Source organism: Delftia deserti (genome assembly GCF_042653485.1).
Classification (GTDB): domain Bacteria; phylum Pseudomonadota; class Gammaproteobacteria; order Burkholderiales; family Burkholderiaceae_C; genus Comamonas; species Comamonas acidovorans.
This window is the reverse complement of the sequence record NZ_JBHSIH010000001.1, coordinates 2,210,644-2,236,704: the sequence shown is the minus strand read 5'-3', so window position 1 is coordinate 2,236,704 and position 26,061 is coordinate 2,210,644. Positions and strand designations below refer to the sequence as shown.

The following is a 26,061-nucleotide window of genomic DNA, read 5'->3' as shown; positions in this document are numbered from 1 at the left end:
CCTGCCATGGCAACACCGGCAAAGGCAAAGCCGGCTGCTGTCATCGGCGCCCGGCCGTATCCACCCGCTGACCTGTGGCGCTACGTCCCGGCTGAAGGGGTGGCTGAATGGGTGCAGTCCGAGATCCTGGCCGAGGATGGCCGCATCCACAACCCGGATCACGCGCACCTGATTGACGCGGACCTGGTGTTTCTCTGGGCGCCCGGCGGATTCACCAAGGCCATGAAGACCGTGATCGGTCAGGCTGAGGAAGTGATGATCCGCGCCGGTGGCTGGCAAGGCGGGAGGCAGGAGCAGCAGTTCGTGGATTGGTTCGGTCGCGTGCCGGCCTTCATGATCACCCTGGACGCGAGCTACTGCGCCCAATGCTCGGATGCCGAGTGGTGTGCGCTGGTGGAGCATGAGCTGTACCACGTCGCCCAGGCGCTGGATGACTTCGGCGCACCCAAGTTCGGGAAGGACGGCAAGCCGAAGCTGAAGATTCGAGGTCACGACGTTGAGGAGTTCGTCGGCGTGGTCAAGCGCTACGGCCCTTCGGTCGATGTGAAGCGGCTCGTGGATGCGGCGAACGCCGGCCCGGAGCTGCGCCTGGGGAACATAGCTCATGCTTGCGGCACCTGTTTGAAGGTTGCGGCATAACATTCACCACTCATATACAGGAGAGCGCATATGGCGAGGCTCGATGAGGCGGTCAAGCGCTTCATTGTGCAAGCGCTCGCCTGCTACGACACGCCGTCTCAGGTGGCTGAGGCGGTCAAGGAGGAATTCGGCCTGGTGCTGGACCGCGCGCACGTGGCGGTTTACGACCCAACCAAGGCGTCGGGCAAGGACCTGTCCAAGAAGTGGCGGGACGTGTTCTTCGCCACGCGCGATGCGTTCAAGAACGAGATCACCGAGATCCCGATTGCCCAGCGCTCCTATCGGTTGAAGGTCTTGCAGCGGATCGTCTCGAAGGCCGAGTCCATGAAGAACATGCCGCTGGCCCTCCAGGCGCTGGAGCAGGCGGCGAAGGAGTGCGGCGACATGTACGTGAACCGCAAGCCGCTGGATGGTGATGGCAAGGGTGGTGAGGCGCCGCAGCCGGTCAAGGTCGTCGTGCAGGTGCAGGACGCAAGCGCCGATGCAGACCGTTAGCCCGCGCCTGAATATCCCGCAGTCCCGCTTCCTAGCTCTGCCGCACAAGTTCCGCGCCTTCGTGGCGGGGTTCGGCTCGGGTAAGACCTGGGTGGGGTGCTCTGGCCTGTCGGCGCATGCCTGGGAGTTCCCGCGCATCAATGCTGGCTACTTCGCCCCGAGCTACCCGCAGATCCGCGACATCTTCTTTCCGACCATCGAGGAAGTGGCGCACGACTGGGGGCTGAGGACCGAGATCAGGGAGTCGAACAAGGAGGTTCACCTCTACTCCGGCCGCCAGTACCGCACAACGGTGATCTGCCGCTCCATGGACCGGCCAGAGTCCATCGTGGGCTTCAAGATCGGCCAGGCGCTGGTCGATGAGCTGGACGTGATGGCCAAGCAGAAGGCTGAACAGGCCTGGCGCAAGATCATCGCGCGGATGCGCTACAACGTGGACGGCCTGAAGAACGGCGTGGACGTGACCACGACCCCCGAGGGGTTCAAGTTCACGCACCAGCAGTTCGTCAAGGCGGTGCAGGACAAGCCAGAGCTGGCGAAGCTGTACGGCCTGATCCAGGCCAGCACGTTCGAGAACGCCAAGAACCTGCCGGCCGACTACATCCCGTCGCTGTTCGACAGCTATCCCAAGCAGCTGATCGACGCCTACCTGCGCGGCCTATTCGTCAATCTGACCTCGGGCAGCGTCTACCCCGACTTCGACCGCAAGCTGAACCACAGCTTCGAGTCGCTGCAGGAGGGCGAGCCGGTGATGCTGGGCATGGACTTCAACCGCCTGCATATGGCGGCTGTAGCTTACGTGTTGAGGGATGGCTGGCCGGTGGCGGTAGACGAGATCACGGACGGTCGTGACACGCCCTACATGGCGCGGCTGTTCAGGGAGCGCTACCAGGACAAGGGCCACGCTGTCACGGTGTATCCCGACGCCTCGGGCCAGAACAGCAGCAGCAAGAACGCCAGCGAGTCGGACCTGTCGATCCTTCGGGATCACAACCTGACCGTGCAGGTGAACGGCACGAACCCAGCGGTTGCCGACCGCATCAACGCCGTCAACGCTCTGATCCTGAACGGGGAGGGCGTGCGGCGCCTGAAGGTCAACACGCTGCGCTGCCCGAAGCTGACCGAGGCGTTGGAGCAGCAGGCCTATGACAAGAACGGGCTGCCGGACAAGTCCAGTGGCGTGGACCATGTGATCGATGCGGCGGGCTATCCCATCGCGTACATGTGGCCCATCGTGAAGAAACAAGCAGCGGCGTTCACCTTCCGCATGTGAAAACAGGCCCGCCCCAGCAATGGAGGCGGGTTTCTCTATGGCATTGAACGTTCAAGACCGCGACCCGAAGATGCGGGTGATGGAGGCGGAGTGGCCTCTATTGACCGCACTGCTGGGCGGCACGCGGACCATGCGCGCCGCATCCACCACGTTCCTGCCGCGTCAGCCCAAGGAAGCCCAGGAAGACTACAACTACCGCCTGGCGGTGGCCACGCTGTTCCCTGCTTTCGAACGCACATGCACGGTGATGGCTGGGAAGCCGTTCGCCAAGGAGGTGACGCTCTCCAAGGACACGCCGGACGTCATCATCGACCTGTGCAACAACATCGACGGCGAGGGCCGCAGCCTGCACGCCTTCGCCTCGGATGTGTTCGACCATTCGGCTATCAAGTACGGCTTCGGCGGCATCCTGGTGGACTTCACCCGGACGCAAGGCAGGGCAAGGACACGGGCTGAAGAAAAGGCCATCGGAGCCCGCCCGTACTGCGTGCACATCAAGGCCGAGCAGATCCTGGGCTGGATGGTGGGCGATGTCGGCGGCAAGCCTGGTCTCACCATGCTGCGCATCGCCGAGACCAAGGAGGTGCCGGACGGGGACTATGGGACCAAACTGCTGAAGCGTGTGCGCGTACTGCGGCCCGGGTCCTTCGAGGTCTGGGAGGAAGCGGCGAATGGCAGCTACACGAGGGTGGAAGACGAATCTGGTGTGACGACGCTGGGGTTCATCCCGTTCGTGCCTGTCTATGGCCGGCGTGCTGCCTTTATGCAGGGCATGCCGCCCTTGCTGAATCTGGCCTACCTGAACGTGAAGCACTGGCAGAACGAGAGCGACCAGGACGACTCGGCCCGCTTCGCCCGAAAGCGCTTGCTGGTGTTCTCGGGCATCAACAACAAGAATGAGATCGTCATGGCCGCCAGCCAGGCGGTCAACCTGCCGCCCGGCGGAACGGCCGATGTGCTGCAGGGCTCGGCCGAGTCCGTGACAGTGGGTCGGTCCGAGCTGAACGCGCTTGAGGAGCAGATGATCCAGACCGGTGCAGAGCTGCTGGTCGCCCAGCCCGGCCAGCGCACTGCGACAGAGGCATCCAACGACGCCGAGGCCAACAAGTCCGCGCTCCAGAGCATCGTGGAGAACTACGAGGATGCGCTGGATCTGGTGCTGGACTACATGGCCGCGTGGCTCGGCATCGACCGCACGGCCAAGGTGACGCTGTTCAAGGACTTCGCCGCCCAGAGCCTCACGGAGGCCGGCGCGCAGATGATCGTCAGCCTTTACCAGGCCGGTCTGCTGTCGAAGGAGACGGCGATCAAGGAGATGCAGCGCCGCGGCGTTCTGTCACCTGATCTGGACGCAGAGGCGGAGTTCGACCGCATTGCAAGCGAGGGGCCGGCACTCGGAACCATCGGAGGTGAGTGATGGCCTCGGTCAATGACCTGATTCTCTCGGAAGCCATCCGGCACATGGTCGCGCTGCAACGGTACGACAACGGAGTCGTGGCGCGCATCATCGCGCTGCTGAACCGCTCGGACCAGCGGCTGATGGCTGAACTGGCCGCCAGGCTGGAAGGACTGGACTCTGGCGGCTTCACCATGCAGCGCCTGGAGTCCTTGCTCACTTCCATCTGGTCGCTGAACAGCGAGGCTTATGCGCAGCTGGGCCGGGCCCTTACCGAGGAGCTGAAGCAGTTCGTGCCCTACGAGGTCAGCTACCAGGAGCAGATGCTCAAGACGCATTTGCCAGTGGGCGTGCACGTGGCTGCAGTGTCGGCAGAGCAGGTCTATGCGGCGGCGCTGTCCCGGCCGTTCCAGGGCGTGCTGCTGCAGGGCGTCTGGAGCGATCTGGACGCTGGCAAGCTCAAGCGCGTGCGCCAGGCCATTGCCCAGGGCTTTGTCGAGGGCAAGACCACGGACCAGATCATCCGGGAGCTGCGAGGCACCCGGGCGAAGGGCTACATCGACGGCCTGATCCAGAAGGATCGCCGGGACATCGAAGCGGTCGTGAGGACGGCACTGGCTCACACGGCCGGCGTGGCGCAGGACAACGTGATGGAGGCCAATGCGGACCTGATCAAGGCCTCCATGTGGTCATCCACCCTCGATCTCCGCACGTCGCCCATGTGCCGCATCCGAGACCGGCTGCTGTACACGCCCGACACGCACAAGCCCATCGGCCACAAGGTGCCGTGGCTGGGCGGGCCGGGCCGGCTGCACTGGCGCTGCCGTTCCGGCCAAGTGCCGGTGCTCAAGAGCCACAAGGAGCTTGGCATCGATCTGCCGGACATCGAGGTCAACGGGCGCACCCGGGCCAGCATGGACGGCCAGGTGCCGAAGGAAACGAGCTACGCCGACTGGCTGAAGAACCAGTCCCTGGCGCGCCAAACCGATGTGCTCGGAGAGACCCGGGCCCGGCTGATGCGCGACGGCAAGCTGGGGATGGATGCGATGTACGACTCGAAGGGGCGGTTTCTTACCATCTCTGAATTGAAGCAACGAGATGCCGAGGCATTCAAGAAAGCGGGGCTGTAGCCTAAAATAGACGAGCCCGTGAGGTGGTGGAACACGTCACGGGCTCTAACCAAAACAACCTGTACTAGAGGTAATCATGGCTGATGCGAATTCTCTCACATGCACGGTTTATGCCTTATTTGGATCCGACGATGGGCATATTCGTTACATAGGCCAAACGAAGCGGAATTTGAAGGTCCGCTTAGGGGCGCATCTAAGTGTGGCAAAGAGAGGAAGGACGCGCAGAGATGCCTGGATACGAAGCGTGCTCAACCGTGGCGCCCAAGTCCTCATTGTTGAGCTGCGCCGTGAAGCTGTCTGGTGCGCTACCGAAGTGGCCTTGATATTGGAATACACGAAACTTGGCGCCGATCTGGTTAATGGAACATCCGGCGGTGATGGCGTCAGAGATCCTTCCGCAGAAGTTCGGGGGAAGATCTCGGCTGCCCGTAAAGGGCAGAGGCTCAGTGCCGAAAGACGCGCTGAGATTTCAGCAAGGATGAAGGCTGCTGGAATTCCCGCAGAGCATCGCGCAAAGATGATTGCTGGAGTGCGCGCTGCTTATGCGGCGCGTGGCCAGGAAATATCTGCCGCTTTGTCTCTGGCACTCACGGGGATGACATTCAGCCAGGAGCGTTGCGCCAACATCTCGGCTGCGAAGACCGGTTATCGCCACACAGAAGAGGCCAGAGCGACAATGTCGGCTGCTCAGAAGCGGCGCATGCAGTCACCAGAAGCAAGGGACGCAATATCGGCGGCTACCAGAGACGCCATGGCAAGCGAAGAGGTTCGCGCAAGACTGCGGGCCAGCGCGCGCAGTCGGTTTGAATTGCCCGAGAATCGCCAGAAGATGGCTGAGATGACCCGCAAGCGCATGAGCAGGCCTGAAGAAAAGATAAAGGCCGCCAGAGCCAAAGCCAAGATGACGGATGAGCAGGTGCTTGAGGCCAGGACTCTTGCGAAATCTGGCGTCCGTGCTGCTGATCTGTGCCGAAAATATGGAGTCACTAGCTGCCCGATGAGCCTTCTTCTGCGCGGGAAGACTTTTGCGCACGTTCCTATGCCGTCATAGGGCTTGCGGGCCGGGCTGTAGTATTGCGCCGTGACCGACAAGCCGAAGCACCTCTCCCTCGTCCCGCCAGCCGAGCCCGACGCCAAGACAGCGCTGATAGAGCGCGTCAAGGCGCGGTATCGGCCGCCGGGCATGCTCCAGTGCCCGAAGTGTGGCGGCCGGGCCGTGATGACCGTGGTCAACGGCTCCTGGATCGATGAGAAAGGCCGCTACCAGCGCGGCACCATGACCCATGATCGGGTCTGCTACACCTGCGACAAGCAGGGCATCTGGTCGCCCATGATGCCGCCCGAGTTCAAGGTGGCGAAAGAGCCCAAGCCCAGGCGAACGAAGCCCAGGCCCGTGAAATGACAACCAGCCCGCCGCCGTGCGGGCTTTCTTTTTCCCCGCCCGCCCTGAGCAATCACGGCGGGCTTTTTCATGCCCGTCGCAAGCAGAAAGCAGAAGCGGGTTCGCCGGCAGTAAGCCATCAACTTCTGAGCAGAAAGCTCGTTCCACCACCATGAAACTGAAACTCGACTCCAACGGCGCGGTTGTTCTGCAAGACGGCGCTCCCGTGTACACCAAGGATGACGGCACTGAGATCGCCTTCGATGGCGCCAAGGCCTTCGCCAAGATCGGCGAGCTGACCGGCCAGAGCACCGCATACCGCAAGCGCTTCGAGGATGCAGAAAGCAAACTCAAGGGCTTCGAGGGGATCGCGGACCCGGATGCTGCCCGCAAGGCGCTGGAGACCATCCAGTCGCTGGACCAGAAGAAGCTGATCGACGCTGGCGAGGTGGAGAAGGTCAAGGCCGAAATCTCCAAGGCATTCCAGGCTCAACTGGATGCGGCCAACGGCAACGCATCGAAGCTGGAGCAGCAGCTGTACGCCGAGATGATCGGCGGCAGCTTCGCTCGCTCCAAGTTCGCTCTGGACAAGCTGGCGATCCCGCCCGACCTGGTGCAGGCCTACTTCGGCAAGGCCTTCAGCATCGAAGAGGGCAAGGTCGTCGCCAAGGACGCGAACGGCAACAAGCTCTACAGCGCAGCCAGCCCGGGTGACCTGGCCGGCTTCGATGAGGCGCTGGAAATGCTGGTCAACCAGTACCCGGGCAAGGATCACATCCTGAAGGGCTCCGGTGCATCTGGCTCTGGCGCACAGGGCGGCCATGGTGGTGGCAAACAACAGGGCAACTTCGGCGGCAGCAAGGCCGACCGTATTGCCGCAATGAAGCGACTCACATCTGGCGCCTAAGGCGCAGAAAGGCAAATCATGGCACTGTCCGACATGAAGGTATTCAACGAGTACCTGAAGCTGGCCACCATCGAAACCCTGGCCCAAGACGTGGCCAAGTTCAACGCTGCATCGGCCGGCTCCATCCAGCTGACGACGCAGAGCATCGACGGGGACTTCCTGCAGGAATCCTTCTGGGCAGGCATCCACAGCGCCCAGCGCCGCGTGGATCGCTACGCTTCCAACGGCGCACAATCCGCCACGCCGCTGGCACAGAAGCAGTACGACACCGTGAAGATCGCCGGCGGCTTCGGTCCCATCCTGTGGGAGCCTGGCCAACTGTCCTGGATTCAGAAGTCGCCCGAGGAAGCCCTGGAGGTGATCTCGCGAAACCTGTCCGAGGCCATCATGGCCGATCAGCTGAACACGGCCATCGCCGCTCTCGTGGCTGCAATCGCCAACCAGGCCGGCGCCACCAACGACGTGTCCGCCACGGCCGGCATCACCTACAGCGCGATCAACAGCGCGCACGCCAAGTTCGGCGACGCTTCGGCGCGCATCGTGGCGCAGGTGATGACGGGCGCGATGTACCACAAGTTGATCGGCCAGAACCTGGCCAACGCCGAGAAGCTGTTCACCTTCAGCGGCGTGACCATCGTGGACATCCTGGGCAAGGCCGTGATCGTCACGGATGCGCCTTCGCTGTTCACGGCGGGCACTCCCGACAAGGTGAAGGTGCTGTCCCTGGTGAACGGCGCCGCAGTCGTCTCTGACGGCTCTGACCTCATCACCAACATCCAGACCACCAACGGCAAAAACCGCATCGAGACCACGATGCAGGCCGACTACACCTTCGGCTTGGGCCTGAAGGGCTACACCTGGGACACCGCCAACGGCGGCAAGAGCCCCACCGACGCCGAGCTGGCAACCGGCACCAACTGGGACCTGGTGGCCAACAGCGTCAAGGCCTCGGCCGGCGTGGTCACCATCGGCGACGCCGCCAAGTAATGGGAGGGGCTTCGGCCCCTCTCTTCTGGGAGAACCACATGCAAGACAAAAAGGTCTGGTACGAGCCGCATCCGGTGAAGCCGGAGCGCAAGGCCGAGCTGCGCAAGCGCGGCTTCCAAATCATCGATGCCATCTTCATGCCCGAGGGCTACGAGAACCCTGCCGACGATGGCGAGCCCGAGGGCGCCAAGAAGGCCACCGTGGCCGAGCTACGTGCCGCTCTGGAGGCCAAGGGTATCGAGGTGCCCGAGGGCGCCAAGAAGGCTGACCTGCAGGCCTTGCTGGACGCGAAGGCCTGACCATGGCGCTGATCGTTGCCCCGGCTGAGGGCTATGACAGCCTCGTGACCCTGGCTGAGGCAGCGGTCTACATGGCGAACTACGGCCATACGTGGCCCGCCGATGAGCCGGCCCAGGAGGTCGCGCTCCGGCGCGCCACGCAGTACATCCTGAGCAACTACGCCCTTGACCCGCAGTACCTCGACCCCGTGGCCCAGAAGGTCAAGGACGCGTGCTGCGAGGCCGCTTGGCGTGCTGCAAAGGGGGAGCTGTTCCAGGACTCGGACGGCCGGATCAAGATCGAGCAGACCGTTGATGACATCACCACGCGCTGGGCCGAGGGCCAGCAGGGTGGGCAGATGCGGTTCGCGGTCATCGATGCGCTGCTGCGTGGGCTGACCACCGGCGGCGCGATGAACATCAAGCTGGTGAGGGGGTAGGGTATGGCGAAGCGCGACACTCGGCCGCCCAAGGTCAAGTTCCAAGAGAACGAGCCCCTGCAGGACTACTACCACGACGGCAAGGGCTGCTGGTACTCGGTGGCCAGGCTGCTGGACGACACGAAGGACCTGCCGGTGTTCGACATGCCTCTGGCCGGGATCGATCTCGACAATGTGATCTGGCGCGACTGCGACATGTTGGGCCTGGCCCGGCATGTGAGGCAGTGCATGGACGCCGACCTGGACTGCCCGATCCTGCTGGACTGGCACGGCTCCATCGCCGACGGCCGGCACCGCGTGCTCAAGGCCATCGCCCTGGGCAAGCGAACCATCAAGGCCAGGCGCATGACCTGGAAGCCGGACCCGTGCCGGCGCGAGGAGTGAGCCATGGCGAATTTCTGGATGGGCCTCCGTGGGGGCGTGGCGATGATTGGCATCGGGGCCTGTTGCTTCGGTCTTCTTGTGCTGTTTGCTGGAGCACTCCATGCCCATTGACTACAACGAGATCGCCGTGGGCGCGCTGGAGTCCATCGCTGAGGCGGGCCAGCCCGTCACGCTGCACCGCAAGGGGCCGCCCGGGCCGTTCGTTCCTGGCCAGCCGGTCACGCCCACTGTGCTCGACTACCCCGGCACTGGCGCGATGTTCGGCTACAAGCAGCGCGACATCGATGGCACGCTCATCAAGCACAGCGACCAACGCCTGCTCGTGGCGCCGCAGATCGAGGTTGCCCCGAAGACGGGCGACACCGTGACTGTGGGCGCCAAGGTCTACAACGTGGTCGATGTCGGGATCGTCGCGCCGGCCGGCGTGGCGGTGCTCTACAAGCTGCAGCTGAGAGGTATTTGATGGGATTCGCTGCTGATCTTCGCGCCCTGTGCGAGCGCGCCGGCGACAAGGCCGAGATGGTTGTCCGCGGCGCGGCGCTGGAGCTTGGCGGCCAGATGGTGGACCGCTCGCCGGTTGACACAGGTCGCTTCAAGAACGCCTGGGTCACATCCACCGGCGCCTCTGACCCGTCCCAGCCGCAGGGCGCAGACAAGTCCGGCGCCCGGTCCCTGGCCGTCCTCAACGAGAGGATCGCCGCCTGGAAGCCTGGGCAGACCATCTGGATTCTGAACAACCTGCCCTATGCGAAGCGCCTGGAGTATGGGTGGTCTCAGCAGGCGCCCGGTGGGATCGTCAGGCTAGCTGTCCAAAACTACTCCGTTGCCCTGAAGAAAGCGGCTGACTCTATTAGATGACGTGCTTCCAGCGCTGCCTGTTCACGATCTTCGTGATGGCTTTGCGGCCGACCCCGAAGACCTGCGCGAGATCTTTGTGCATCACGCCCTGGCCAGCCTGAAGTCGGATGTCTCGAACGTCTTCTTCTTTGAGCTTCACATTGCCCGCCTGCTCTCCACGAGCAGTCAAGTACAGCTCATTTCTGACTGCATGCATGCAATTGCCGGATCCCGTGCACCACTCAAGATTGCTGGCTGCATTGTTTTCCTTGTCGCCATCAATGTGGTTGACCTGAGGTAGCCCCTCAACGTTTTCAATAAAGACTTGGGCCACGAGTCGGTGCAGATACCACTTCTTCATCTTCCCGCACAAGTACAGGTGAACAGAGCAATAGCCTTGGCTGTTCCTGCTGAGGCTTTTCAATTGACTAGCCACGGCACGCAGCGACTTGCCGTCGGAATGTCGAACATGTCTCGCCAAAGAGCGGACTCGCCCCAAGTTTGAAACTTCGTAATGGCCTTCATGGCCCGGGACAGGCTTCCAGATTTCTTGCATGTTTCTCTCCATCAAAGAGAAGTCATCACTGAGGTGGTGCGGCGGACGGTGATGAATCGTCTTTTCGCCCGCTAAAGCTAGCCGCACCAAGGACCATTTTATGTCGATTGTCGCCATAGAGACCGCGCTGGAAGAGCGCCTGCTGACGCTGGCCACTCCACCGCCTATCGCCTGGGAGGACATGGCCTTCGAGCCGACGACCGGGCGGGGCTACCTTCGCGTGCACCACCTGCACAACCACCCCCGCGACCTGTTCATCGAGGGAGGCCCGGCAGAGCTGCCCGGCATCCTTCAGGTGGATGTGGTCTGGCCGGCGGGCCAGGGCAAGGTTGAGGCGAAGCAGATGGCCGAGCAGGTGGCTGCGCTGTTCGCCCCGGTCCAGAACCTGGATGCCGGGAACCACCGCATCGAACTGGCGCAGACGCCCGCCATCGCTGGCGGCATGCCCGACGAAGGCTGGTACACGGTGCCGGTCTCCATCAACTGGCGGGCCATGCCGGCCTGATCTCCCACATCTGAAAAGCTGAGCCGCCTTCGGGTGGCTTTTTTTGTGCCCGCGAGGGCGTATACATGCCCGCATTTCGCGGGCTTTTTCATCGAAAGGCCCACCATGGCGCGTACACCTAACGGGACGATCACGTCCGTTGCAACCGTCCTCGCGGCGGCAAAAACCATCTCCGCCATTACCAACGCTGCTGAAGCCGTTTGCTCCAGCACAGCCCACGGCTACAGCGTCGGCGACGTGCTGCTGATCTACAGCGGCTGGGGCCGGCTGAACTTCCGTGCTGCGCGCGTCAAGACCGTGACCACGGATTCGTTCACGCTGGAAGGCATCGACACCAGCAACACGGAGCTGTTCACGCCTGGCAGCGGCGCGGGCTCCGCGCGCAAGGTCACCACCATGGTTGACCTGGACCGCACCATGAACCACTCCAGCTCTGGCGGCGACGCCAAGACGGTGAACGTGAAGTTCATCGAGTCGGACGTGGAAATCGTGCTGAACGACGGCTTCAACGCCGTGCAGCGCACCTTCGACATGGACGCCGACATGATCGGCACCCCGGCATACACCGCGCTGAAGATGCTGTCGGACACCAACGCCGACACCGTGGTGCGCCGCCGTGCCAAGACCGGCGCCGTGTCGCTGATCCCGGCCAAGGTCTCCTTCAACGAGGAAGAAACCCTGACCGAAGGCCAGGCTGTGACCGTCAAGGGCACGTTCAACGCCCAGAACATCAGCACGCGCTACGCCGCCTGATCCCCAGCCCGCCGCTTGGCGGGTGTCTCTTCGCCCATCCGGGCATCCCCTTGCACCGACGCAGCCGCTTCGCTCCTTCAGCGGGGCGGGCGGTTGCGCACGGGCATTCATCTTCCTCCGCTGAAAGAACTCAATCATGGCCAAGCCTGCAACCAAGTCCATCGCCGCATCCAGCATCAAGAGCCTGGGCGGCGCCGCTCCGACCTTCGAACTGCCCGTGACCATCGCCCGCCGTGACGGCACAAATGCCGTTATCACGCTGCAGGCCAAGGGCATGCGCAAGTCCGAGTGGGCCGCGCTGCGTGATGAGCACCTCAAGGTGCTGCGCGAGACGGACAAGCCAATGGAGGGCGACTTCACCTTCGCTGCCCTGGTGGGCGAGCGCGCCAAGGAAGCCCTTTCCGTGGTGCTCAAGGGCGCCGCCGGCTGGGACCTGGATGACGACTTCACCACCGAAAACCTGGCCGAGCTGGAGGACGTGATCCCCGGCTCCGTGCAGGCGATGCTGGTCGCCCTCGACTCCGCACTGTTCCACGGCCGCTTGGGAAACTGAAGGCCATCGCCCGTGCGTTGTTTGAGCCACCCATTACCGAGCAAGAAGCCAGGGCAGAAGGCTTCGAGCTGGAGGACTACGAGACCAGCATCGTAGAGGTGTGGCCAGACAACGAGCAGGCGTATGACCTGTTCCGGCGCGTGGGCACGCGCTGGGCGATTTCCCCCATGGGCGGCGTGCCGATTGGCCTGCGCTGGGAGGCCATGTATCCGCTGATGGACCGCATGGGCCTGGACGCAGACGACTGGAACGACCTGCACGACTGCCTCGTGGTGATGGAGGGCGAAGCCATTGCGACGATGCATGAGTTCGCGCCCAAGGACAAGACATAGAGCCGCCTCCGGGCGGCTTTCGCATTTCAAGGCTCGCTTCGGCGGGCCTTTTCTTTTGTGAGGCCGCCATGGCAGAAGATGTAGCAAGCATCGGCGTCAAGGAGGTGTGGCATGGCTGACAAGTTCTCTCAGACCCTCGCCGCCCTGTGCAACGCGCACAAGGAGCGCATGAGAGATGTGGTCCAGTTGACGATGCTGAACCTCTTCAGCCAGTGCGTGGACATGTCTCCAGTGGGGAACCCTGATATTTGGAAGGCCAACGCTGGCGCCATGGCTGCGCGCGATGCCTACCGTGAAGAGGCCTTCACATACAACGCCCAAAACCCCGGCAAGAAGCGCAAGGGAACGGGGCGCGTGACTGTCAGCAAGAAATTCCCCTTGTCAGCAGGGAAGGGCTACACAGGCGGGCGCTTCAAGAACAATTGGCAGGTGGGGATCGCAGCGATCAACCCCAAGATCGAGGACGCTGCAGACGGCTCAGGAAGCGCCGCGATGGCCCGCGCGAGAGCTGCGCTCATCACGTTCCAGATCGGCCACCAAATTTTCATCGGGAACAACCTGCCGTACGCGAAGCGATTGGAGTTCGGTTGGTCAAAGCAAGCTCCCAGCGGGATGATCCGGCTTTCCATCCAGAACACGCAGCGAGCGCTGAGCGATGCCATCGCTGCGACCAAGGGGCGGGGCTGAGGTTACTTCTTCTTGGCGCCTTCGAGCTTCGCTATCGCCTCAAGCAGCTGCGTAAGAGCAGCCTGTGGGTCAAAGCCACCCTCGGAATTCAGACTGGCCTCAAGACGCGCCACGAGCTCCGCCGTGAGTGTTCTCTTGTTCTCGGCTGCCGCCGTCTCCAGCCGCTCCTTGAGTTCGGCGGGGATGCGGAAATTGAGCTGAGGATCTGTTCTGGCCATGCGGAAATTATCGCATCACGGTGCTTGCTCTTTGTGATAGTACCGTGCTACATTAGCACCGTGCTTTACGAAAGGAGCTAGCGATGGCACGCAAAGATGAGCAGACCAATGTCCGCCTGCCGGCTGATCTGAAGGACTGGCTGAAGGCGCAGGCAACAGCAGCCCGCCGCAGCGTGACTGCGGAACTGATCTTGAGGCTGGAGCAAAGCAGGAAGGCACAAGACGCTGCCGAGGCGCAGCTGGCCTGAAAAGGAGAAAGCCCCAGTGATTGGACCCACTGAGGCTTTCAAGGTGAATCAATCGAGCGATCAAAGGATTCAGCATGAATGCTATCCCAAAAGTAAACAGAATGGAAGTCGGCCGCGCGTTGCATACGCGGCTGCCTCATGCAGATGAGTTTCTTGGCACGGCCGTGGAGCTTGCTGCGGAAGGGTACAGCGGCGTCTGGCCAACCGAGCACAAGGTGTCTGCGGCGTGTTTCCCCGGAACTCCTCGCAAGGACCGAATCACCTTCGACAAGTTCGGCGGCAACTACACCTGGACGCGCCCGCTGGACGAGGAGCAAAAGCAGGTGCGACGCGTTGAGCTCTTTGCAGCGGAGGGAGTACTCCCTCGTAGCAAGACGATCGCCGGCTGGTTCCGAAATTCGCACCGCGATGCGGCATCCGCGCTGATCCAAGAGGCCATCGAGCATTTATCGGTGCCAGCCAAGGCGGCGGAGATTCTGCAGCGCGCGAAAAATGTGTTGGCTGCTGGCGCGGAGACAGCTAAATGACAAGGCCGCACGTTACCCCTGAGTACGTGCGCGACGTACTCGACTACAACCCAGAAACCGGCGAAATGCTATGGAAGGTCAAAGTCGCCATGAGAACTGTTGTCGGAGAGCGAGCCGGTTCAGTTAGCTCGCTTGGAAGCAGAGTTGTAAAACTGAAAAATCTCACATTCCAGTGCAAGCGGGTGGCATGGATGCATTATTACGGAGAGGAACCGAGTGAGAAAATACGACTCAGGAATAATGACCAGAATGACCTTTCAATAAAAAATCTTGTTCTGCATAGCGCATATTTCCACGAAAGAAACCACGATCAGACGAGCGACGGAGACATAAGCGCTGAAAGACTTAGGCGACTTTTTCACTATGACCCAGAAACAGGTATATTTACCAGAAAGTTCTGCGGGACTAGAGGTCGTATCGGGACTAAAGCTGGTGGCCTACACACGTCTCAGGGCAAGCGATACAGGAGTATTAATATCGATGGGCGTTTTTTCAAACTGCATCGGTTGGCGTGGTTGTATGTGCATGGAGAATGGCCAAAGGGAGTGATAGACCACATTGACGGCGATGGCGAGAATAATAGCCTCTCAAATCTTAGAGACGTAACCCCTACTATTAACTCTCAAAACATTAGAGCCGTGAGAAGGAGGACCTTAAGTGGTTATCTTGGTGTCAGCTGGAGTTCCGAGAAAAAGGCATGGTTTGCCTACATCAAGGTAGACAAGAAGAGGCAATATCTAGGGTACTTTGACGATCCAGAGGTTGCGCATCAAGCCTACCTTGATGCCAAGCGTCGTCTTCACCCAGGGTGCACCATCTGATCCTGCTGTACCATCCTCCTGGTTCGTTCTTGGAGGTGACATGGCGCTCTTCGCTGGGTGGGTTCTGTTGGCGATCGCATGCGGGATTTTTGCTGATAAACGTGGACGTTCCGGCATCGGCTGGTTCTTCATCGCGCTGTGTGCAAGTCCTCTGATCGCTGGTGTGTTTCTGCTGGTTCTGCCAGAAGTTGAGAAGGCCGGCGCCTTCAGCGTCCTGCGTCGCTGCAACCATTGCAGAGAGAGCATCCGGCGTGACGCCAGCGTTTGCAAGCACTGCGGATCAACCGCTCCATTTGGCTAAATAAGCCGACTGATTTTTCTCAAGCCACCCTAGGGTGGCTTTTTCATGCCCGCACGGTTCTCCCTGCGGGCATTTTTGTTTGTGAGGTGCTCATGTCTGAAGAACTTGGCGCGATTAACTTTAAGGCAGACACCACAGACCTAGTTCGCGCTGAAGTCGCGCTGACGAAGTTGGCGGACGCTGGGCCAAAAGTCGAGCGTGCGATAGATGGTGTTGAAAAGGCTGCTGCAAAAACGGGCCGCAGCCTCAAGTCGCTTGGCGAGGGCTCGGGGCGCAGCCTTGACGACGTTGGTCGTTCGGCGCCACAGGCTGCTGACGGGATTGGGCGTGTAGCCCGAAGCGCAGATGATGCGAAGCGGTCATTGGCGGGTATGCGTGATTCGGCCGCAGGGCTGAGTGGCGTTTCTTCTGCGGCTGCGCAAGCGGCGCAAGGCCTGCGTGCTTCTGCCACGTCGGTGCAGGAAATGCAGGCAGCGGTGCGCGCAGCTACGGTGACGGCGCAGAGCCTTGCCGCTGAAATGGCTCGCGTCGTGCCATCTGTGCAGGCAGTCATCAAAGCGCAAGCCGATGCCTCGAAGGCCGCTCTTGAAATGGGCCTGTCGTTCAAAACGGCCGGAGACCAGATCAAGGGGTTCGGTACGGCTGCCCAACAGGCGGCGGGCCAGAGTCGCGAAGGCGCCGACGGCGTGAAGAGCCTGGCAGATGCCAGCGGTGGGCTGAGTGCCAACATGGGCCTTGCTGTACGCGGCATTCAGGCCTTCCTGGCTCTGCAGGTTGTGAACTGGGCCAAGGACTCCGCTGTGGCTCTGTACGACGCCAGCGCGGCAGCCGAGCGCCTACGGATCGGGCTTGATTTTTCTTCGGTTCGCGGCAGTGCCGCTGAGATCGCGTATCTGCGCAAGACGACCTTCGACCTGGGGCTGGCATTCGACAGCACGGCCAAGGCATACCAGCAGTTCTCGGCCGCTGCGCGCGGGACGGCGCTGGAAGGGGAAAAGTCCCGGGCGATTTTCGAAGCCGTTGCCAAGGCCTCGGCTGTCATGGGCCTGAGCGCAGAAAACACATCTGGTGTGTTGCTGGCTCTGCAACAGATGATCAGCAAGGGGACTGTTCAGAGCGAAGAGCTGCGCGGCCAGCTCGGCGAGCGCTTGCCCGGCGCCTTCCAGACGGCGGCGCGAGCCATGGGCGTGACCACCGCCGAACTCGGCAAACTGCTGGAGCAGGGCAAGGTCGTCGCAGAAGACTTCCTGCCGAAATTCGCGCGGGAGTTGGAATCGTCCTTGGGGGGGGCAGCGGAGAAGGCCGCAAACCGTTTGGACGCAGCGGTCAATCGCTTCAACACTGCCTGGGAGAAGCTCAAGCAGACGGCCGGCGATTCGGGCGTCAGCCAGGCGCTGGCGAAGGAAATGAACGCGATTGGTCGCGACATGACGGCCATCTCGGACGCGATTGAGAACTCCAGCAAAAGGGGCAGTGGTGCACTGGAGGCGCTGGGCACCGGTGCCGCTGTGGCCGCTGGACGCGCTGGCTTTGCCTCGCTGAATCTGGTCGCGAATGCGCTGAACGGGACCATCAACACCCTGACCGGTGGAGTGCTCGGTCTGCGCACCGACTTGGCGCTGCTGCCCGATTCGTTGCGCACCAACGCAGAACAGCTCGCGATCCTGCAAGCCAAGTCCAAAGATGCGGAGGAGAACCTTTCTCACCTGCAGTCGCTCGGGGGTCAGTTCGGCAAGGAGACTTGGTACAAAAACGAGGTTGAGCGCGCTCGCGCTGTGGCAGAAGAGTACCGCGCAGCTCTTGGACAAAAGAAGGCCTTGATGGGTGTTGAGGAGGCTCCCACGGGTGGCATCAACATCGGCGCTTTCCCTTCGCGCGGAAGCCACGCGAACTACGAAAGAGAGCGAGCAGAGGCCGAGAAGGGGGTGCTCGCAATCAGCGCTCGTCAAAACGGAGTCACAAAGCAATTTCTCTCTGACCTTGCGGCCGTGGAGAAAGCATTCGCGACTGGCGTGTATGGCACCGGGGCAGAGGCCGCGAAAACGTATGCAGCAGAGGTCACCAAGCTGAATATCGCGCGTTACGAGTCCACAAAGGAGGGCAAGGAGGCTGCCAAAGCCGCGAAGGCTGGCGCGTCCGCTGCGCATGAGGAAGAGTCCACCTACGCGCGTTTGGTGGCCACGATCAACGCGAAGATCGCCGCCAACGATGCCGAGCTCTTTGCCGGCGGCCGTCTGTCCGATTCCGAGAAGCTGCGCATTCAGCTGCAGGCCCAGCTTGAGGCCGGGTCCAAGAAGATGTCTGCCGCCCACAAGGCGGAGGCGCTCCGCCTGCTTGAGAAGCTCAAGAGCCAAGAGCAGGAAGAGAAGGCCATCAAGCGCGCTATCACGCTGAATGACCAGCAACTTGCGATGCGGCAGGAGCAGGCCGAAGCGGAGGCTGAGATGCAGCGCCGTGTGGATGCGGTGCGCATGTCGCTCCACTCCTATACGGAGAGCGTGAAGGACTCCGTGGAAATGACGGAGCTGGAGTTGCGCACCATCGGCATGACGAACTCCGAACGCACCGTGCTCATCGAGCAATTGCGAATTGAGCAAGATTTACGCAAGCGCATCCAGGAGATCCAGAACGCCCCCTACCAATCTCAGGAGGCTCGGCAGGCTGACATCGACAAGGCAACTGAGGCAGCCCTCCAAGCGAAACTGAATGCGCAAAGGCGAGTCTTCGTGTCCGAATGGGACAAGACTAGCCAGATGGTCAGTGACACGCTCACCGACTACATCATGCGCGGGGGCGAGAACGCGGCCGAGTACCTCAAGCGCCTGTTCTCGACGCTGGTCCTGCAGCCGGTCGTGCAGGCCGTGGTGGGTGGACTCATCGGCGGCGGCGGTGCTGGCGGTGCGGCAGCGACAAGCCTGCTGGGCAGTGGTGCTTCGGGGCTGGTCAGCAATCTGCTGTTCGGCGGCATGTCGCTCACCACGGTCGGCAGTTCCATTGGCGCCGGAATCATGGCTACGCTGACTGGTTCCACCCTTGGCGGCGCGGGCGCGGCGGGCATCTTGGCCGGCGGCTCGTCGGCCCTCGGCATGTTTGGCGGAGCGCTTCCGTACCTGGGTGCAGGTCTGGCGCTGATCAGTCTGATCAAGTCTTTCGACAAGTCTGGCACCCCGCACTACGGTGCGGATGCCGTCTACTCTGGCGGAGAGACGACCGCTGTGAAGCGGCGCGAAGACGGTGCCCTGGGCTACTACGAGGGCGCCAAGTACTGGAACCAGGGCGCGCAGGACTTTGTGAACGGCGTGGCCAAGTCCGTGGGCGGCATGCTCGACTCGTTCGCAAAGAGCTTCGGCCGCGAGACGGGATACATCGTCAAAACCGGCTTTGCAGACGACAGCAGCAAAGACGGCGCCTGGGGCGCGCTGCAGATCGTGGGTCCTGACGGCAAGACCATTGTTGACTGGTCCAAGGATCAAAACAACAAGTGGGCGCCGCGCGAATTCGCAGATGGCGAAGCAGGGCAAAAACAGTACTTGGACATGATCGCCAAGGATGTGGCGGCGGCGATGAGCAAGACGCTCGGTGATGCAGACTGGGCAACTAAAGCGCTGGAATCCGTCAAGGACCTTGATAGCCTCAACGCCGTGTTGCAGCAGATCGGTGCTGTCAAGGCGGCGTTCGACGGTTGGGCCAAAACGCTCACGGGGTTCGCTGATATCACCGGCAAAGCTCAGACGGAGTTGCTCAAGTTCGCCGGCGGCATCGAGGCGCTGACGAACAACATCAACGCCTTCTACGCCGGGTTCTATTCCGAAGCCGAGCGCGCCGAGATCCTGCAGCGTCAGGTGCGCGAGCAGCTCAAGGGTCTGGGCGTTGACATCGATCCGAAGGACGGCGAAGCGGCCAAGAAGGCGTTCCGCAAGCTCATCGAAGACGCTCTGGCCTCTGGCAACACTGAGCTGGCTGCGAAGCTGCTGGCCCTGGCGCAGCTGTTCGGCGTGGCGGCCGACGCAGCTCAGAAGTCGGCCGAGGTTGCCGCTGATGCCGCCAAGAAGGCGGCGGACGAGGCGCAGGCGGCAGCCGAAGAGATGGCGCGCGTGCTCGCCGAGGAGCGGCAGAAGGCCAAGGATGCCGCGATGGCGAACTTCGAGGCGGCTGTGGCCCGCGAGCAGGAGTACTGGCAAGGCATTGTGTCGTCCTCGCAAGAGGCGATCAACAGCCTGTCCAGCGCCCTCAACACGCTCAAGAGCAACGCCCGCGACCTGTATGGCTCTGTCGATGCCACCAAGCAGATGCTGGCGGCCCAAGGGATGGTCTACATCGAAGAGGCGCTCGCCGGTGTCCGTGCCGGTGCGAAGCTGTCGAACTATGGAGGCCTTTCCGACGCAATCAGCGCCGCGCGTGGTGGCATCAGCTCCGGCGTGTATGCCACCCAGTTTGAGCGAGACCGTGATGCCCTCGTCCTTGCTGGCCAGCTCTCGGATCTGGCAGACAAGGGTGATGCGCAGCTCAGCGTCGAGGAGCGGCAACTCAAAAACTCGCAAGAGCAGCTTGAGCGGCTGGATAAGACGCTGACGTACTGGCGCGACTTACTCGAAGGGAACGAGAAGCACATTGATGCGACGCTCAGTGTCGAGGCAGCCATCCAGGCGCTGAAAGCACTGATGTTCCCAGAGCAGCCTGCTGGAACTGGCTCTAAGCCGGGGAAGGGCGGTGGCCTGGGATCTGACGTGACGCCAGGTCCAGGCAAGAACTTGCATGGCGATAGCGGGAGCTCTGAGTACAAGCACGTCTACACGAACCCGGACGGGTCTGCGTATTACGCATCTGTGACCGCCAAGGATCGCGTGGACCGCTTGAACAGCCTGAAGGATGGCTATCACGCGTTTGACGGCACCGGCAATGCTGCTGGCCTCTACGACTGGGCGAGGCAGAACAACGCAACGCCCCAGGACCTGGCTGAACTGTCGGGCCTCAAGCAATCCGATTGGGAGGCATGGCTGGCCAACCAGCGCATGCCCTCCTATGACGTGGGCACCAACCGCGTTCCGTTCGACATGGTGGCCCGGATCCACAAGGACGAAGCCATCATCCCAGCCCCATTCAATCCCTGGGCCGGCGGCGCAATGCCCTCATCGAGCGGTTCTGCCAGGTCTGATGCAGTGCTTGAGCGGCTCCTCTCGGCTGTCGAGCGCCTGGATGCGCGCGTAACGGAAGTCGCCGAGCGCGTCACGGTACTTCAGGAGCAAACGGACAGCGTGACTGAGGGGGGTAATGCCATGCGCACCGAGGTCATGAACGTTACTGCCTTGGCGCAGGCAATTGCAAAGGAGATGGCATGAACGCATCCGCTCGCGTCATGGTGCCCGTGAAGATCACGAGCACCATGATCGCTGCGGGCACCACCGTGCCCGAGCCGAACACGGCAAACGGAGAGGTTGCGTGGGTCGCCAGTGGCAGCTATGCCATTGACGACTTGCGCACATCCAATGGGTCGGTCTACTCGTGCACCAGGGCTCATACAGGTCGGGCTGCACGTCCTGAAGCGGACCCCGGCTATTGGTATCGGAAGGGCCCAACCGACAGGATGGCCCCCTTCGATGACTACTCGGCAACGAAAGCCCGGGGGAAGGGCGCTGTCACGTTCGTGCTCACACCAGGGTTCATCAACGGGGTAAGCGTCTACGGCCCTGAAGGGGCGACATATTCGCTCGTCGTGCGGAGTGCGCCTGGAGGAGTGGTGATTCGCGAAAAACATGGAGACCTGTATGCGCAAGCGGCGGGCTTCTGGGAGCTTCTGTTTACGCCTTTGCCAGCTTTGGAGAAGATCTCCTTGGACGACATCCCTATTGCACCCAACGCCGAGGTGACGGTGACGATTCGGTCGCCTGGAGATGGCGCGGTTGCTGTGGGCGACATCAAGGTCGGCGACTGGCGGCAGCTCATTGGCGACTCCAGCTTCGGCGGCGCCGAGTACGGGGCCGAGGCACAGCGCAAGTCCTACACGTACAGGCAGTTCAACGACGACGGCACTTACCAGCAGGTTCCTCGGGGAAACGCCCGAGATGTCACCTGTCGCGTGGTTCTGAGCGCAGAGCAGGCGATGTACGCGGACGCCATCCTTGGCGAAGTGATCGACATGGCCGTGCCTTTCGAGGCGTCGGGTCTCCCGCGCTATGGCTACCTCAACACACTCGGTTTTCTGACGGGCTCGATCCGCGCAGACAACTGGGGCGTGACTTCTCTCAATCTCATTGTGAAAGGCAGTATCTGATGGCCATCGAACCAGCAGCCACGCTTACGCCGATCCCGGAATTTCCGGCCCTGTCGGATCGGGCGGCCGGCACGTACAACAGCAAGGCCTACAACTTCGGGACGCACATGGGCGGCCCTGGGCCGTTCGTCGGCGAGATCAACGCCTTGGCGGCCAATGTGCAACACAACGCCCAAGAGGCGCAGAGCGCCGCGGGCGGTTCTGGGGATGCTCAAGCGGCAGCAGAGGAGGCCCGTGATGAGGCTGTCCAAGCCCAGAGCGCCGCGGAGGATGCCCGCGACGCATCTGTGACTGCCAAGGGGCAGGCAGAGGCGGCCCGAGATGCATCGATCACCGCCAAGGGCCAGTCAGAGGCTGCGCGAGACGCGAGCCAGACAGCGCGCGGCGGCTCCGAATCCGCTCGCGACGCCTCAGTCGCCGCCAAGGGGCAGTCCGAAGCAGCGCGCGACGCGGCTCAGGGCTTCCGCAACCAGGCCGAGGTCTTCGCCACCCAACAGATCAAGGGCAGCAGCACGACGAGCGTGACGCCTGGCGCCGGGGCCAAGAGCTTCGTGATCGAGGCGTCCCGCTCGTTTGTCGTCGGCATGTACGTCGTGGCCACCTCCACCAGCGATCCCGCAACCTCGATGAGCGGCTACATCCAGAGCTACAACCCGAGCACTGGCGCGCTTGTGATCGGGGTGGACATGTTCGCTGGTGCATCTGCAAAGGCGGACTGGGTGATCGGTGTTGCTGCACCTGGTGCTGCCTCGGGGCTCACGCGCCAGGTTGTCACGGCGAACACGACGTGCGTCGCCGGGGTTGCCTACATCGTCGCGGCGGCTGGCATCACGCTCACGCTGCCGACGAGTTGGACTCCAGGCGACAAGATTGCTTTTATCGAAGCAATCGGAAATGGAGCTATCTATAGCGTTGCGTGGGGATCAACGCTTCTGCGCGGCCGCGCAATGGGAACTCGACAGATTTCAGCGATTTACGGCGGATCTAACGGAACGCTGACTTATCAAGATGCAACAAGGGGGCTGGTATGAGTACGTGGGCAGCAGATTTGGGAATGGGTGGCACCGACGCGCAGATTTGGGCGCCTAGTCTCGTAGTGGCTCAGGGCCAAATAGTGCAGAGTCCAGTAGATTGGGAGTTCTACAAACGTATTTCCGCAACTGGCTCCGGATCGACTGATCCAGCAGACGACTTCATAAACTATGTGGCGGCAAGCTATGTACGCACGGCATCTCTTCGGTCGTCGGCACTTTCTCCTATAGGGGCTTCATCAACTTTTGCCCAGTACGGCGCGACAGTTGTAAACCCTAGCATATCCGCAGGAGTGCGGACGCTAATAGTTAGCGCGACGGGGCGTGGTAGTGTTGGATTCCTTGGCGTCTCAAATTTTATTGGGTCTTCCAGGACATTCCGTCTTGAGTTAATAATTGATGGTCGCGCGCTGGCGGATAACAATGTAACTCTTTCGAACAATCAATATATCTTGCCTATTGGGCGCACATCAATGAATAGCGCAGGAAATGAGGGGTACTATGCGTGGGATGACAACTACCCCATTAATTTCAGAAGATCAGTTTCTGTATACGTAACTCCAACGACTGCAGTAAGCACATCTTTTTACATCGCGCATAATCTGCGAGGCATGGCATGACAGAAATGATCACGGAAACCATTGGCGGTCTTGAGATCACACGCTGGCCGGATGCCCCTCGCGTCCAGCCTGTGCCACACTCCTGCTCGCGCCGCCAGGGCCGGCTTGTGCTGGAGTCCTGGGGCATGTACGAGGCAGCAGAGGCAGCGATTGCGGCCATTTCAGATCCGGCCGAGCGTCGCATTGCACAGATCGAGTACGAGGCCGACACCTGGGAGCGCAGCAACCCGTTTCTGTCGGCCCTGTGGGCGCAACTCGGCGGCACGCCGCAGTCGCTCGATGAAGCCTTCGCGCTCGCTGTGACGCTCTGACCGACGCCACCCCACACCAACCGCCTCCGGGCGGTTTTTTCATGCCCGGAGGAGGGCCGATGAATCAACTTGAACCGACGAATGTGGCTATCGCGCTGGCCTCTGTGCTGTTCGGGCCGACCCTGGCCGCACTGGTGGGGCCTTATGCCGTGATCCTGATCGCGTCCACCGTGGGCGCCGCCTGGGCGCTGGGCCGGCGCGACCCGAGCGCGCGACTGGGCGCGGCCGGCTATTTCCTGCGGCTGAACGTGACGGCGCTGCTTGTGACCGTGGGCCTGGCCACGCTGGCGGGCCGGTGGCTCGGCTTTGACGAGACGAACTGGATGCTCGCCCCGATTGCGCTGCTGGTCGGCGGCGTGGGCGATGACTGGCCCAGGCTCGGCCGCTGGCTTTTCGAGCGCGCGGCCCGGGTGCTCGAGCGCAAGGCCGGTGGCGGTGAGGGAGGTGCGTGATGACGTGGCAAACACACCAACTGCTCGCGATGCTCAACCTGGCGATCTGCCTGGGCATCGGCTGGGCCTGCATCTGCCGGCTCAACTCGCACGTTGCCCGCGTGCACAAGCTCGCCCGCGCCCGGTATGTCCTGCTGCTGGCCGGCGCCGTGGCCTCGGGCCTGCAGCCGACGCTGTGGAACACATGGACCACTGTGGGCGACACCATTTTCTCGGCTTGCGTGCTCGCGGGCCTGCTCATCAATGTGGCGCGCTGGCACGGCGCTGGCCACCCCATGCGACGGAGTGACGATCAATGACCCTCGACACGATCATCAAGACCGCGATCAACCCGGCGCTCGCGTTGCTGCCGGCCTCCATGGACACGCCCGAGGCGCGCGTGATGCTGCTGGCTATCGGCCTGCAGGAATCCCGATTCACCTGCCGCTATCAGCTGGTGCAGGGAAAGCCGGGCGTCAAGGGCCCGGCCCGTGGCTTCTGGCAGTTCGAGCTGGGCTCGCGCGCAAGCCGTGGCGGGGTCTGGGGCGTCTACCTGCACCAGGCCAGCCGGTACTGGCTGAGCGTGGTCTGTGCGGCCCGTGGCGTGGCATTCGAGCCGCGCGCCATCTGGGAGGCCATCGAGCAAGACGACGTGCTGGCCGCCGCGCTGGCTCGGCTGCTGCTCTTCACGGATCCGCGCCGGCTGCCGGCCCTGGGCGACGTGCAGGGAGCCTGGGATCTCTATGCGCTGCGCACCTGGCGGCCCGGCAAGCCGCACCGGCAGACCTGGGATGCATTCCACGCTCAGGCGCGCGCTGCCGTCATGGGAGTGTCCGCATGATTCCCGCGCTGTACACACACCTCGCGGCCGCAGGCGCTGCCTTGGCCATCGGAGCTTCGGGCGCCTGGTGGACCCAAGCCCAGCGATACGGCCTGCAGATCGAGCAGCTGCAGCACCAACAGACCAGCGCCGCGCTGGCCAGCACGCAACAGGCCGTCACGGACATGGCCGGATTCCAGAAAGGACTGACCGATGCACTCGCAACCTTCCAGGCCACGGGCCAGCGCAACCAGGCCGCGCAGCAGGATCTCGACCGCAGTCTGCGCGAGCTGCGCACTGCTACTGCAGGCATGCGGGGCGACTTTGCAGGCCTCCCCGAGCGCATCGCTGGAGCTGCCCAGCCCGCCCTCGCTCAGTACGCCTCAACCTGCACAGCCCTACTCGAAGGCTTGGCAGACCGAGGTGGAAGGATGGCAGAGCGCGGTGCAGACATCGCGCGAGCGGCTGATGGCCACGCCGCTGACGCCGCGCTGATGCGGGATGCGTGGCCGAAGGTTACGCGCTGACGGATCGGTCTTGCGCCGGCCGGCAGCCAAACGCAAAAAAGCCCCTCGGCAGCCATCAAGGCGCCGAGGGGCTTTTGTCGTTTCTGCTCGCATCAATCCTGCCTCCGCAGGCTCTTGCAACGTGTTCCCTAACTGAGTGCTAAGTGATTGATCCAACTTCACTATATTTCCACTATCCACAACCAAAAATGCCTGTTGTCACATTCTCATAAGTAGTTGATTGGAAAGGCTATATTCCTGTGGATAGTGGAAATGTAGGGGCATATTGCCTGTGCAGACCAAGAGGATTCTTTTCCTCTTTGCGGCTGGCCTGCGGTCAGCTGACTGTTCCCGAATCTGTTCCATAAACCTCCCTGTGGGTAACGGGCTTCACGACATCTCGATGGCCTGCGATGCCCAGGC

General features: G+C 62.1%; 33 protein-coding genes and 1 pseudogene. 32 read left to right on the top strand and 2 right to left on the bottom strand.

The features are described from left to right. Nucleotides 1–6 precede the first annotated feature (6 nt). From ACFPFG_RS10705 to ACFPFG_RS10635, 15 genes and pseudogenes are all read left to right on the top strand, one after another. The gene (locus ACFPFG_RS10705) at nucleotides 7–639 is read left to right on the top strand and encodes a putative metallopeptidase (protein WP_380106435.1); all 633 of its coding nucleotides are present in this window, start codon (nucleotides 7–9) and stop codon (nucleotides 637–639) included. Nucleotides 640–669: 30 nt separating this feature from the next. Further along, the gene (locus tag ACFPFG_RS10700; protein ID WP_380106433.1) at nucleotides 670–1,134 is read left to right on the top strand and encodes a DUF2280 domain-containing protein; all 465 of its coding nucleotides are present in this window, start codon (nucleotides 670–672) and stop codon (nucleotides 1,132–1,134) included. Next, nucleotides 1,121–2,407 (top strand): terminase large subunit domain-containing protein, encoded by a 1,287-nt coding sequence (locus tag ACFPFG_RS10695; protein ID WP_380106431.1) that lies wholly within the window; start codon nucleotides 1,121–1,123, stop codon nucleotides 2,405–2,407. Before ACFPFG_RS10700 ends, ACFPFG_RS10695 begins: the two co-directional genes overlap by 14 nt. Nucleotides 2,408–2,444: 37 nt before the next feature. Then, the gene (locus ACFPFG_RS10690) at nucleotides 2,445–3,824 is read left to right on the top strand and encodes a DUF4055 domain-containing protein (protein ID WP_380106429.1); all 1,380 of its coding nucleotides are present in this window, start codon (nucleotides 2,445–2,447) and stop codon (nucleotides 3,822–3,824) included. Then, nucleotides 3,824–4,933 carry a hypothetical protein gene (locus tag ACFPFG_RS10685; RefSeq protein WP_380106427.1) on the top strand — a complete coding sequence of 370 codons (1,110 nt, stop codon included), beginning with the start codon at nucleotides 3,824–3,826 and terminating at the stop codon, nucleotides 4,931–4,933. The genes ACFPFG_RS10690 and ACFPFG_RS10685 overlap by 1 nt, the downstream gene beginning before the upstream one ends. Before the next feature lie 76 nt (nucleotides 4,934–5,009). Then, nucleotides 5,010–5,168, top strand: a pseudogene (locus ACFPFG_RS10680) (GIY-YIG nuclease family protein); the annotation flags it as partial. 9 nt (nucleotides 5,169–5,177) lie between these two features. Then, the gene (locus tag ACFPFG_RS10675) at nucleotides 5,178–5,984 is read left to right on the top strand and encodes a hypothetical protein (RefSeq protein WP_380110393.1); all 807 of its coding nucleotides are present in this window, start codon (nucleotides 5,178–5,180) and stop codon (nucleotides 5,982–5,984) included. A 30-nt stretch (nucleotides 5,985–6,014) separates the two neighbouring features. After that, a complete protein-coding gene (locus ACFPFG_RS10670) occupies nucleotides 6,015–6,335 on the top strand; it encodes a hypothetical protein (protein ID WP_012205077.1) in 321 nt (106 codons plus the stop codon). A 151-nt stretch (nucleotides 6,336–6,486) separates the two neighbouring features. Continuing rightward, the gene (locus ACFPFG_RS10665) at nucleotides 6,487–7,221 is read left to right on the top strand and encodes a DUF6651 domain-containing protein (RefSeq protein ID WP_380106425.1); all 735 of its coding nucleotides are present in this window, start codon (nucleotides 6,487–6,489) and stop codon (nucleotides 7,219–7,221) included. An 18-nt stretch (nucleotides 7,222–7,239) separates the two neighbouring features. After that, a complete protein-coding gene (locus ACFPFG_RS10660) occupies nucleotides 7,240–8,208 on the top strand; it encodes a major capsid protein (RefSeq protein WP_380106423.1) in 969 nt (322 codons plus the stop codon). Nucleotides 8,209–8,246: 38 nt separating this feature from the next. Further along, complete coding sequence (locus tag ACFPFG_RS10655) at nucleotides 8,247–8,507, top strand: HeH/LEM domain-containing protein (RefSeq protein WP_380106421.1); 261 nt, start codon at nucleotides 8,247–8,249, stop codon at nucleotides 8,505–8,507. A 2-nt stretch (nucleotides 8,508–8,509) separates the two neighbouring features. Next, entirely contained in the window at nucleotides 8,510–8,926 is a 417-nt protein-coding gene (locus ACFPFG_RS10650) for a DnaT-like ssDNA-binding protein (RefSeq protein WP_380106419.1), read from the top strand. A 3-nt stretch (nucleotides 8,927–8,929) separates the two neighbouring features. After that, on the top strand, nucleotides 8,930–9,310 hold the full coding sequence (locus tag ACFPFG_RS10645; RefSeq protein WP_380106417.1) for a ParB N-terminal domain-containing protein: 381 nt from the start codon (nucleotides 8,930–8,932) through the stop codon (nucleotides 9,308–9,310). Between the two features lie 100 nt (nucleotides 9,311–9,410). Beyond that, nucleotides 9,411–9,773 carry a hypothetical protein gene (locus ACFPFG_RS10640; protein ID WP_380106416.1) on the top strand — a complete coding sequence of 121 codons (363 nt, stop codon included), beginning with the start codon at nucleotides 9,411–9,413 and terminating at the stop codon, nucleotides 9,771–9,773. After that, the gene (locus ACFPFG_RS10635) at nucleotides 9,773–10,168 is read left to right on the top strand and encodes an HK97 gp10 family phage protein (RefSeq protein WP_380106414.1); all 396 of its coding nucleotides are present in this window, start codon (nucleotides 9,773–9,775) and stop codon (nucleotides 10,166–10,168) included. Before ACFPFG_RS10640 ends, ACFPFG_RS10635 begins: the two co-directional genes overlap by 1 nt. Here ACFPFG_RS10635 and ACFPFG_RS10630 read toward each other — a convergent pair. Next, on the bottom strand, nucleotides 10,161–10,703 hold the full coding sequence (locus tag ACFPFG_RS10630; RefSeq protein ID WP_380106412.1) for an NUMOD4 domain-containing protein: 543 nt from the start codon (nucleotides 10,701–10,703) through the stop codon (nucleotides 10,161–10,163). The genes ACFPFG_RS10635 and ACFPFG_RS10630 overlap by 8 nt on opposite strands. 100 nt (nucleotides 10,704–10,803) lie before the next feature. On the opposite strand from ACFPFG_RS10630, the gene ACFPFG_RS10625 reads away from it, so the two are divergent. From ACFPFG_RS10625 to ACFPFG_RS10605, 5 genes are all read left to right on the top strand, one after another. Then, nucleotides 10,804–11,208, top strand: coding sequence for a DUF4128 domain-containing protein (locus ACFPFG_RS10625; RefSeq protein WP_380106410.1), 405 nt, complete (start codon nucleotides 10,804–10,806; stop codon nucleotides 11,206–11,208). Nucleotides 11,209–11,313: 105 nt separating this feature from the next. Beyond that, nucleotides 11,314–11,961, top strand: coding sequence for a phage tail tube protein (locus ACFPFG_RS10620; protein ID WP_267179260.1), 648 nt, complete (start codon nucleotides 11,314–11,316; stop codon nucleotides 11,959–11,961). 136 nt (nucleotides 11,962–12,097) lie between these two features. Beyond that, a complete protein-coding gene (locus ACFPFG_RS10615; protein ID WP_380106408.1) occupies nucleotides 12,098–12,514 on the top strand; it encodes a phage tail assembly chaperone in 417 nt (138 codons plus the stop codon). Nucleotides 12,515–12,531: 17 nt separating this feature from the next. After that, complete coding sequence (locus tag ACFPFG_RS10610) at nucleotides 12,532–12,846, top strand: DUF1799 domain-containing protein (RefSeq protein ID WP_380106406.1); 315 nt, start codon at nucleotides 12,532–12,534, stop codon at nucleotides 12,844–12,846. A gap of 111 nt (nucleotides 12,847–12,957) precedes the next feature. Further along, entirely contained in the window at nucleotides 12,958–13,533 is a 576-nt protein-coding gene (locus ACFPFG_RS10605) for a hypothetical protein (protein WP_380106404.1), read from the top strand. Between the two features lie 2 nt (nucleotides 13,534–13,535). Here the strand turns inward: ACFPFG_RS10605 and ACFPFG_RS10600 are convergent, their stop codons facing one another. After that, a complete protein-coding gene (locus ACFPFG_RS10600; RefSeq protein WP_380106402.1) occupies nucleotides 13,536–13,751 on the bottom strand; it encodes an Arc family DNA-binding protein in 216 nt (71 codons plus the stop codon). Nucleotides 13,752–13,834: 83 nt separating this feature from the next. On the opposite strand from ACFPFG_RS10600, the gene ACFPFG_RS10595 reads away from it, so the two are divergent. The 12 genes from ACFPFG_RS10595 to ACFPFG_RS10540 all read left to right on the top strand — a co-directional run bounded on the left by ACFPFG_RS10595 (nucleotide 13,835) and on the right by ACFPFG_RS10540 (nucleotide 25,659). Further along, entirely contained in the window at nucleotides 13,835–13,999 is a 165-nt protein-coding gene (locus ACFPFG_RS10595; RefSeq protein ID WP_380106400.1) for an Arc family DNA-binding protein, read from the top strand. A gap of 74 nt (nucleotides 14,000–14,073) precedes the next feature. After that, on the top strand, nucleotides 14,074–14,526 hold the full coding sequence (locus ACFPFG_RS10590; RefSeq protein ID WP_380106398.1) for a hypothetical protein: 453 nt from the start codon (nucleotides 14,074–14,076) through the stop codon (nucleotides 14,524–14,526). After that, nucleotides 14,523–15,347 (top strand): HNH endonuclease, encoded by an 825-nt coding sequence (locus ACFPFG_RS10585; protein WP_380106396.1) that lies wholly within the window; start codon nucleotides 14,523–14,525, stop codon nucleotides 15,345–15,347. The genes ACFPFG_RS10590 and ACFPFG_RS10585 overlap by 4 nt, the downstream gene beginning before the upstream one ends. A 40-nt stretch (nucleotides 15,348–15,387) precedes the next feature. Beyond that, nucleotides 15,388–15,648, top strand: coding sequence for a hypothetical protein (locus tag ACFPFG_RS10580; protein ID WP_380106394.1), 261 nt, complete (start codon nucleotides 15,388–15,390; stop codon nucleotides 15,646–15,648). A 92-nt stretch (nucleotides 15,649–15,740) separates the two neighbouring features. Next, a complete protein-coding gene (locus tag ACFPFG_RS10575) occupies nucleotides 15,741–20,987 on the top strand; it encodes a tape measure protein (RefSeq protein ID WP_380106392.1) in 5,247 nt (1,748 codons plus the stop codon). Beyond that, on the top strand, nucleotides 20,984–21,919 hold the full coding sequence (locus ACFPFG_RS10570; RefSeq protein ID WP_380106390.1) for a hypothetical protein: 936 nt from the start codon (nucleotides 20,984–20,986) through the stop codon (nucleotides 21,917–21,919). The genes ACFPFG_RS10575 and ACFPFG_RS10570 overlap by 4 nt, the downstream gene beginning before the upstream one ends. Beyond that, the gene (locus ACFPFG_RS10565; protein ID WP_380106388.1) at nucleotides 21,919–22,950 is read left to right on the top strand and encodes a hypothetical protein; all 1,032 of its coding nucleotides are present in this window, start codon (nucleotides 21,919–21,921) and stop codon (nucleotides 22,948–22,950) included. The genes ACFPFG_RS10570 and ACFPFG_RS10565 overlap by 1 nt, the downstream gene beginning before the upstream one ends. 616 nt (nucleotides 22,951–23,566) lie before the next feature. Beyond that, entirely contained in the window at nucleotides 23,567–23,881 is a 315-nt protein-coding gene (locus ACFPFG_RS10560; protein WP_380106386.1) for a hypothetical protein, read from the top strand. Between the two features lie 59 nt (nucleotides 23,882–23,940). Next, a complete protein-coding gene (locus ACFPFG_RS10555; RefSeq protein WP_016450830.1) occupies nucleotides 23,941–24,333 on the top strand; it encodes a hypothetical protein in 393 nt (130 codons plus the stop codon). Next, nucleotides 24,333–24,632 carry a hypothetical protein gene (locus ACFPFG_RS10550; RefSeq protein WP_380106384.1) on the top strand — a complete coding sequence of 100 codons (300 nt, stop codon included), beginning with the start codon at nucleotides 24,333–24,335 and terminating at the stop codon, nucleotides 24,630–24,632. Before ACFPFG_RS10555 ends, ACFPFG_RS10550 begins: the two co-directional genes overlap by 1 nt. Continuing rightward, nucleotides 24,629–25,153 (top strand): hypothetical protein, encoded by a 525-nt coding sequence (locus ACFPFG_RS10545; protein WP_380106382.1) that lies wholly within the window; start codon nucleotides 24,629–24,631, stop codon nucleotides 25,151–25,153. The genes ACFPFG_RS10550 and ACFPFG_RS10545 overlap by 4 nt, the downstream gene beginning before the upstream one ends. Next, on the top strand, nucleotides 25,150–25,659 hold the full coding sequence (locus ACFPFG_RS10540) for a hypothetical protein (protein ID WP_380106380.1): 510 nt from the start codon (nucleotides 25,150–25,152) through the stop codon (nucleotides 25,657–25,659). The genes ACFPFG_RS10545 and ACFPFG_RS10540 overlap by 4 nt, the downstream gene beginning before the upstream one ends. Nucleotides 25,660–26,061 lie beyond the last annotated feature (402 nt).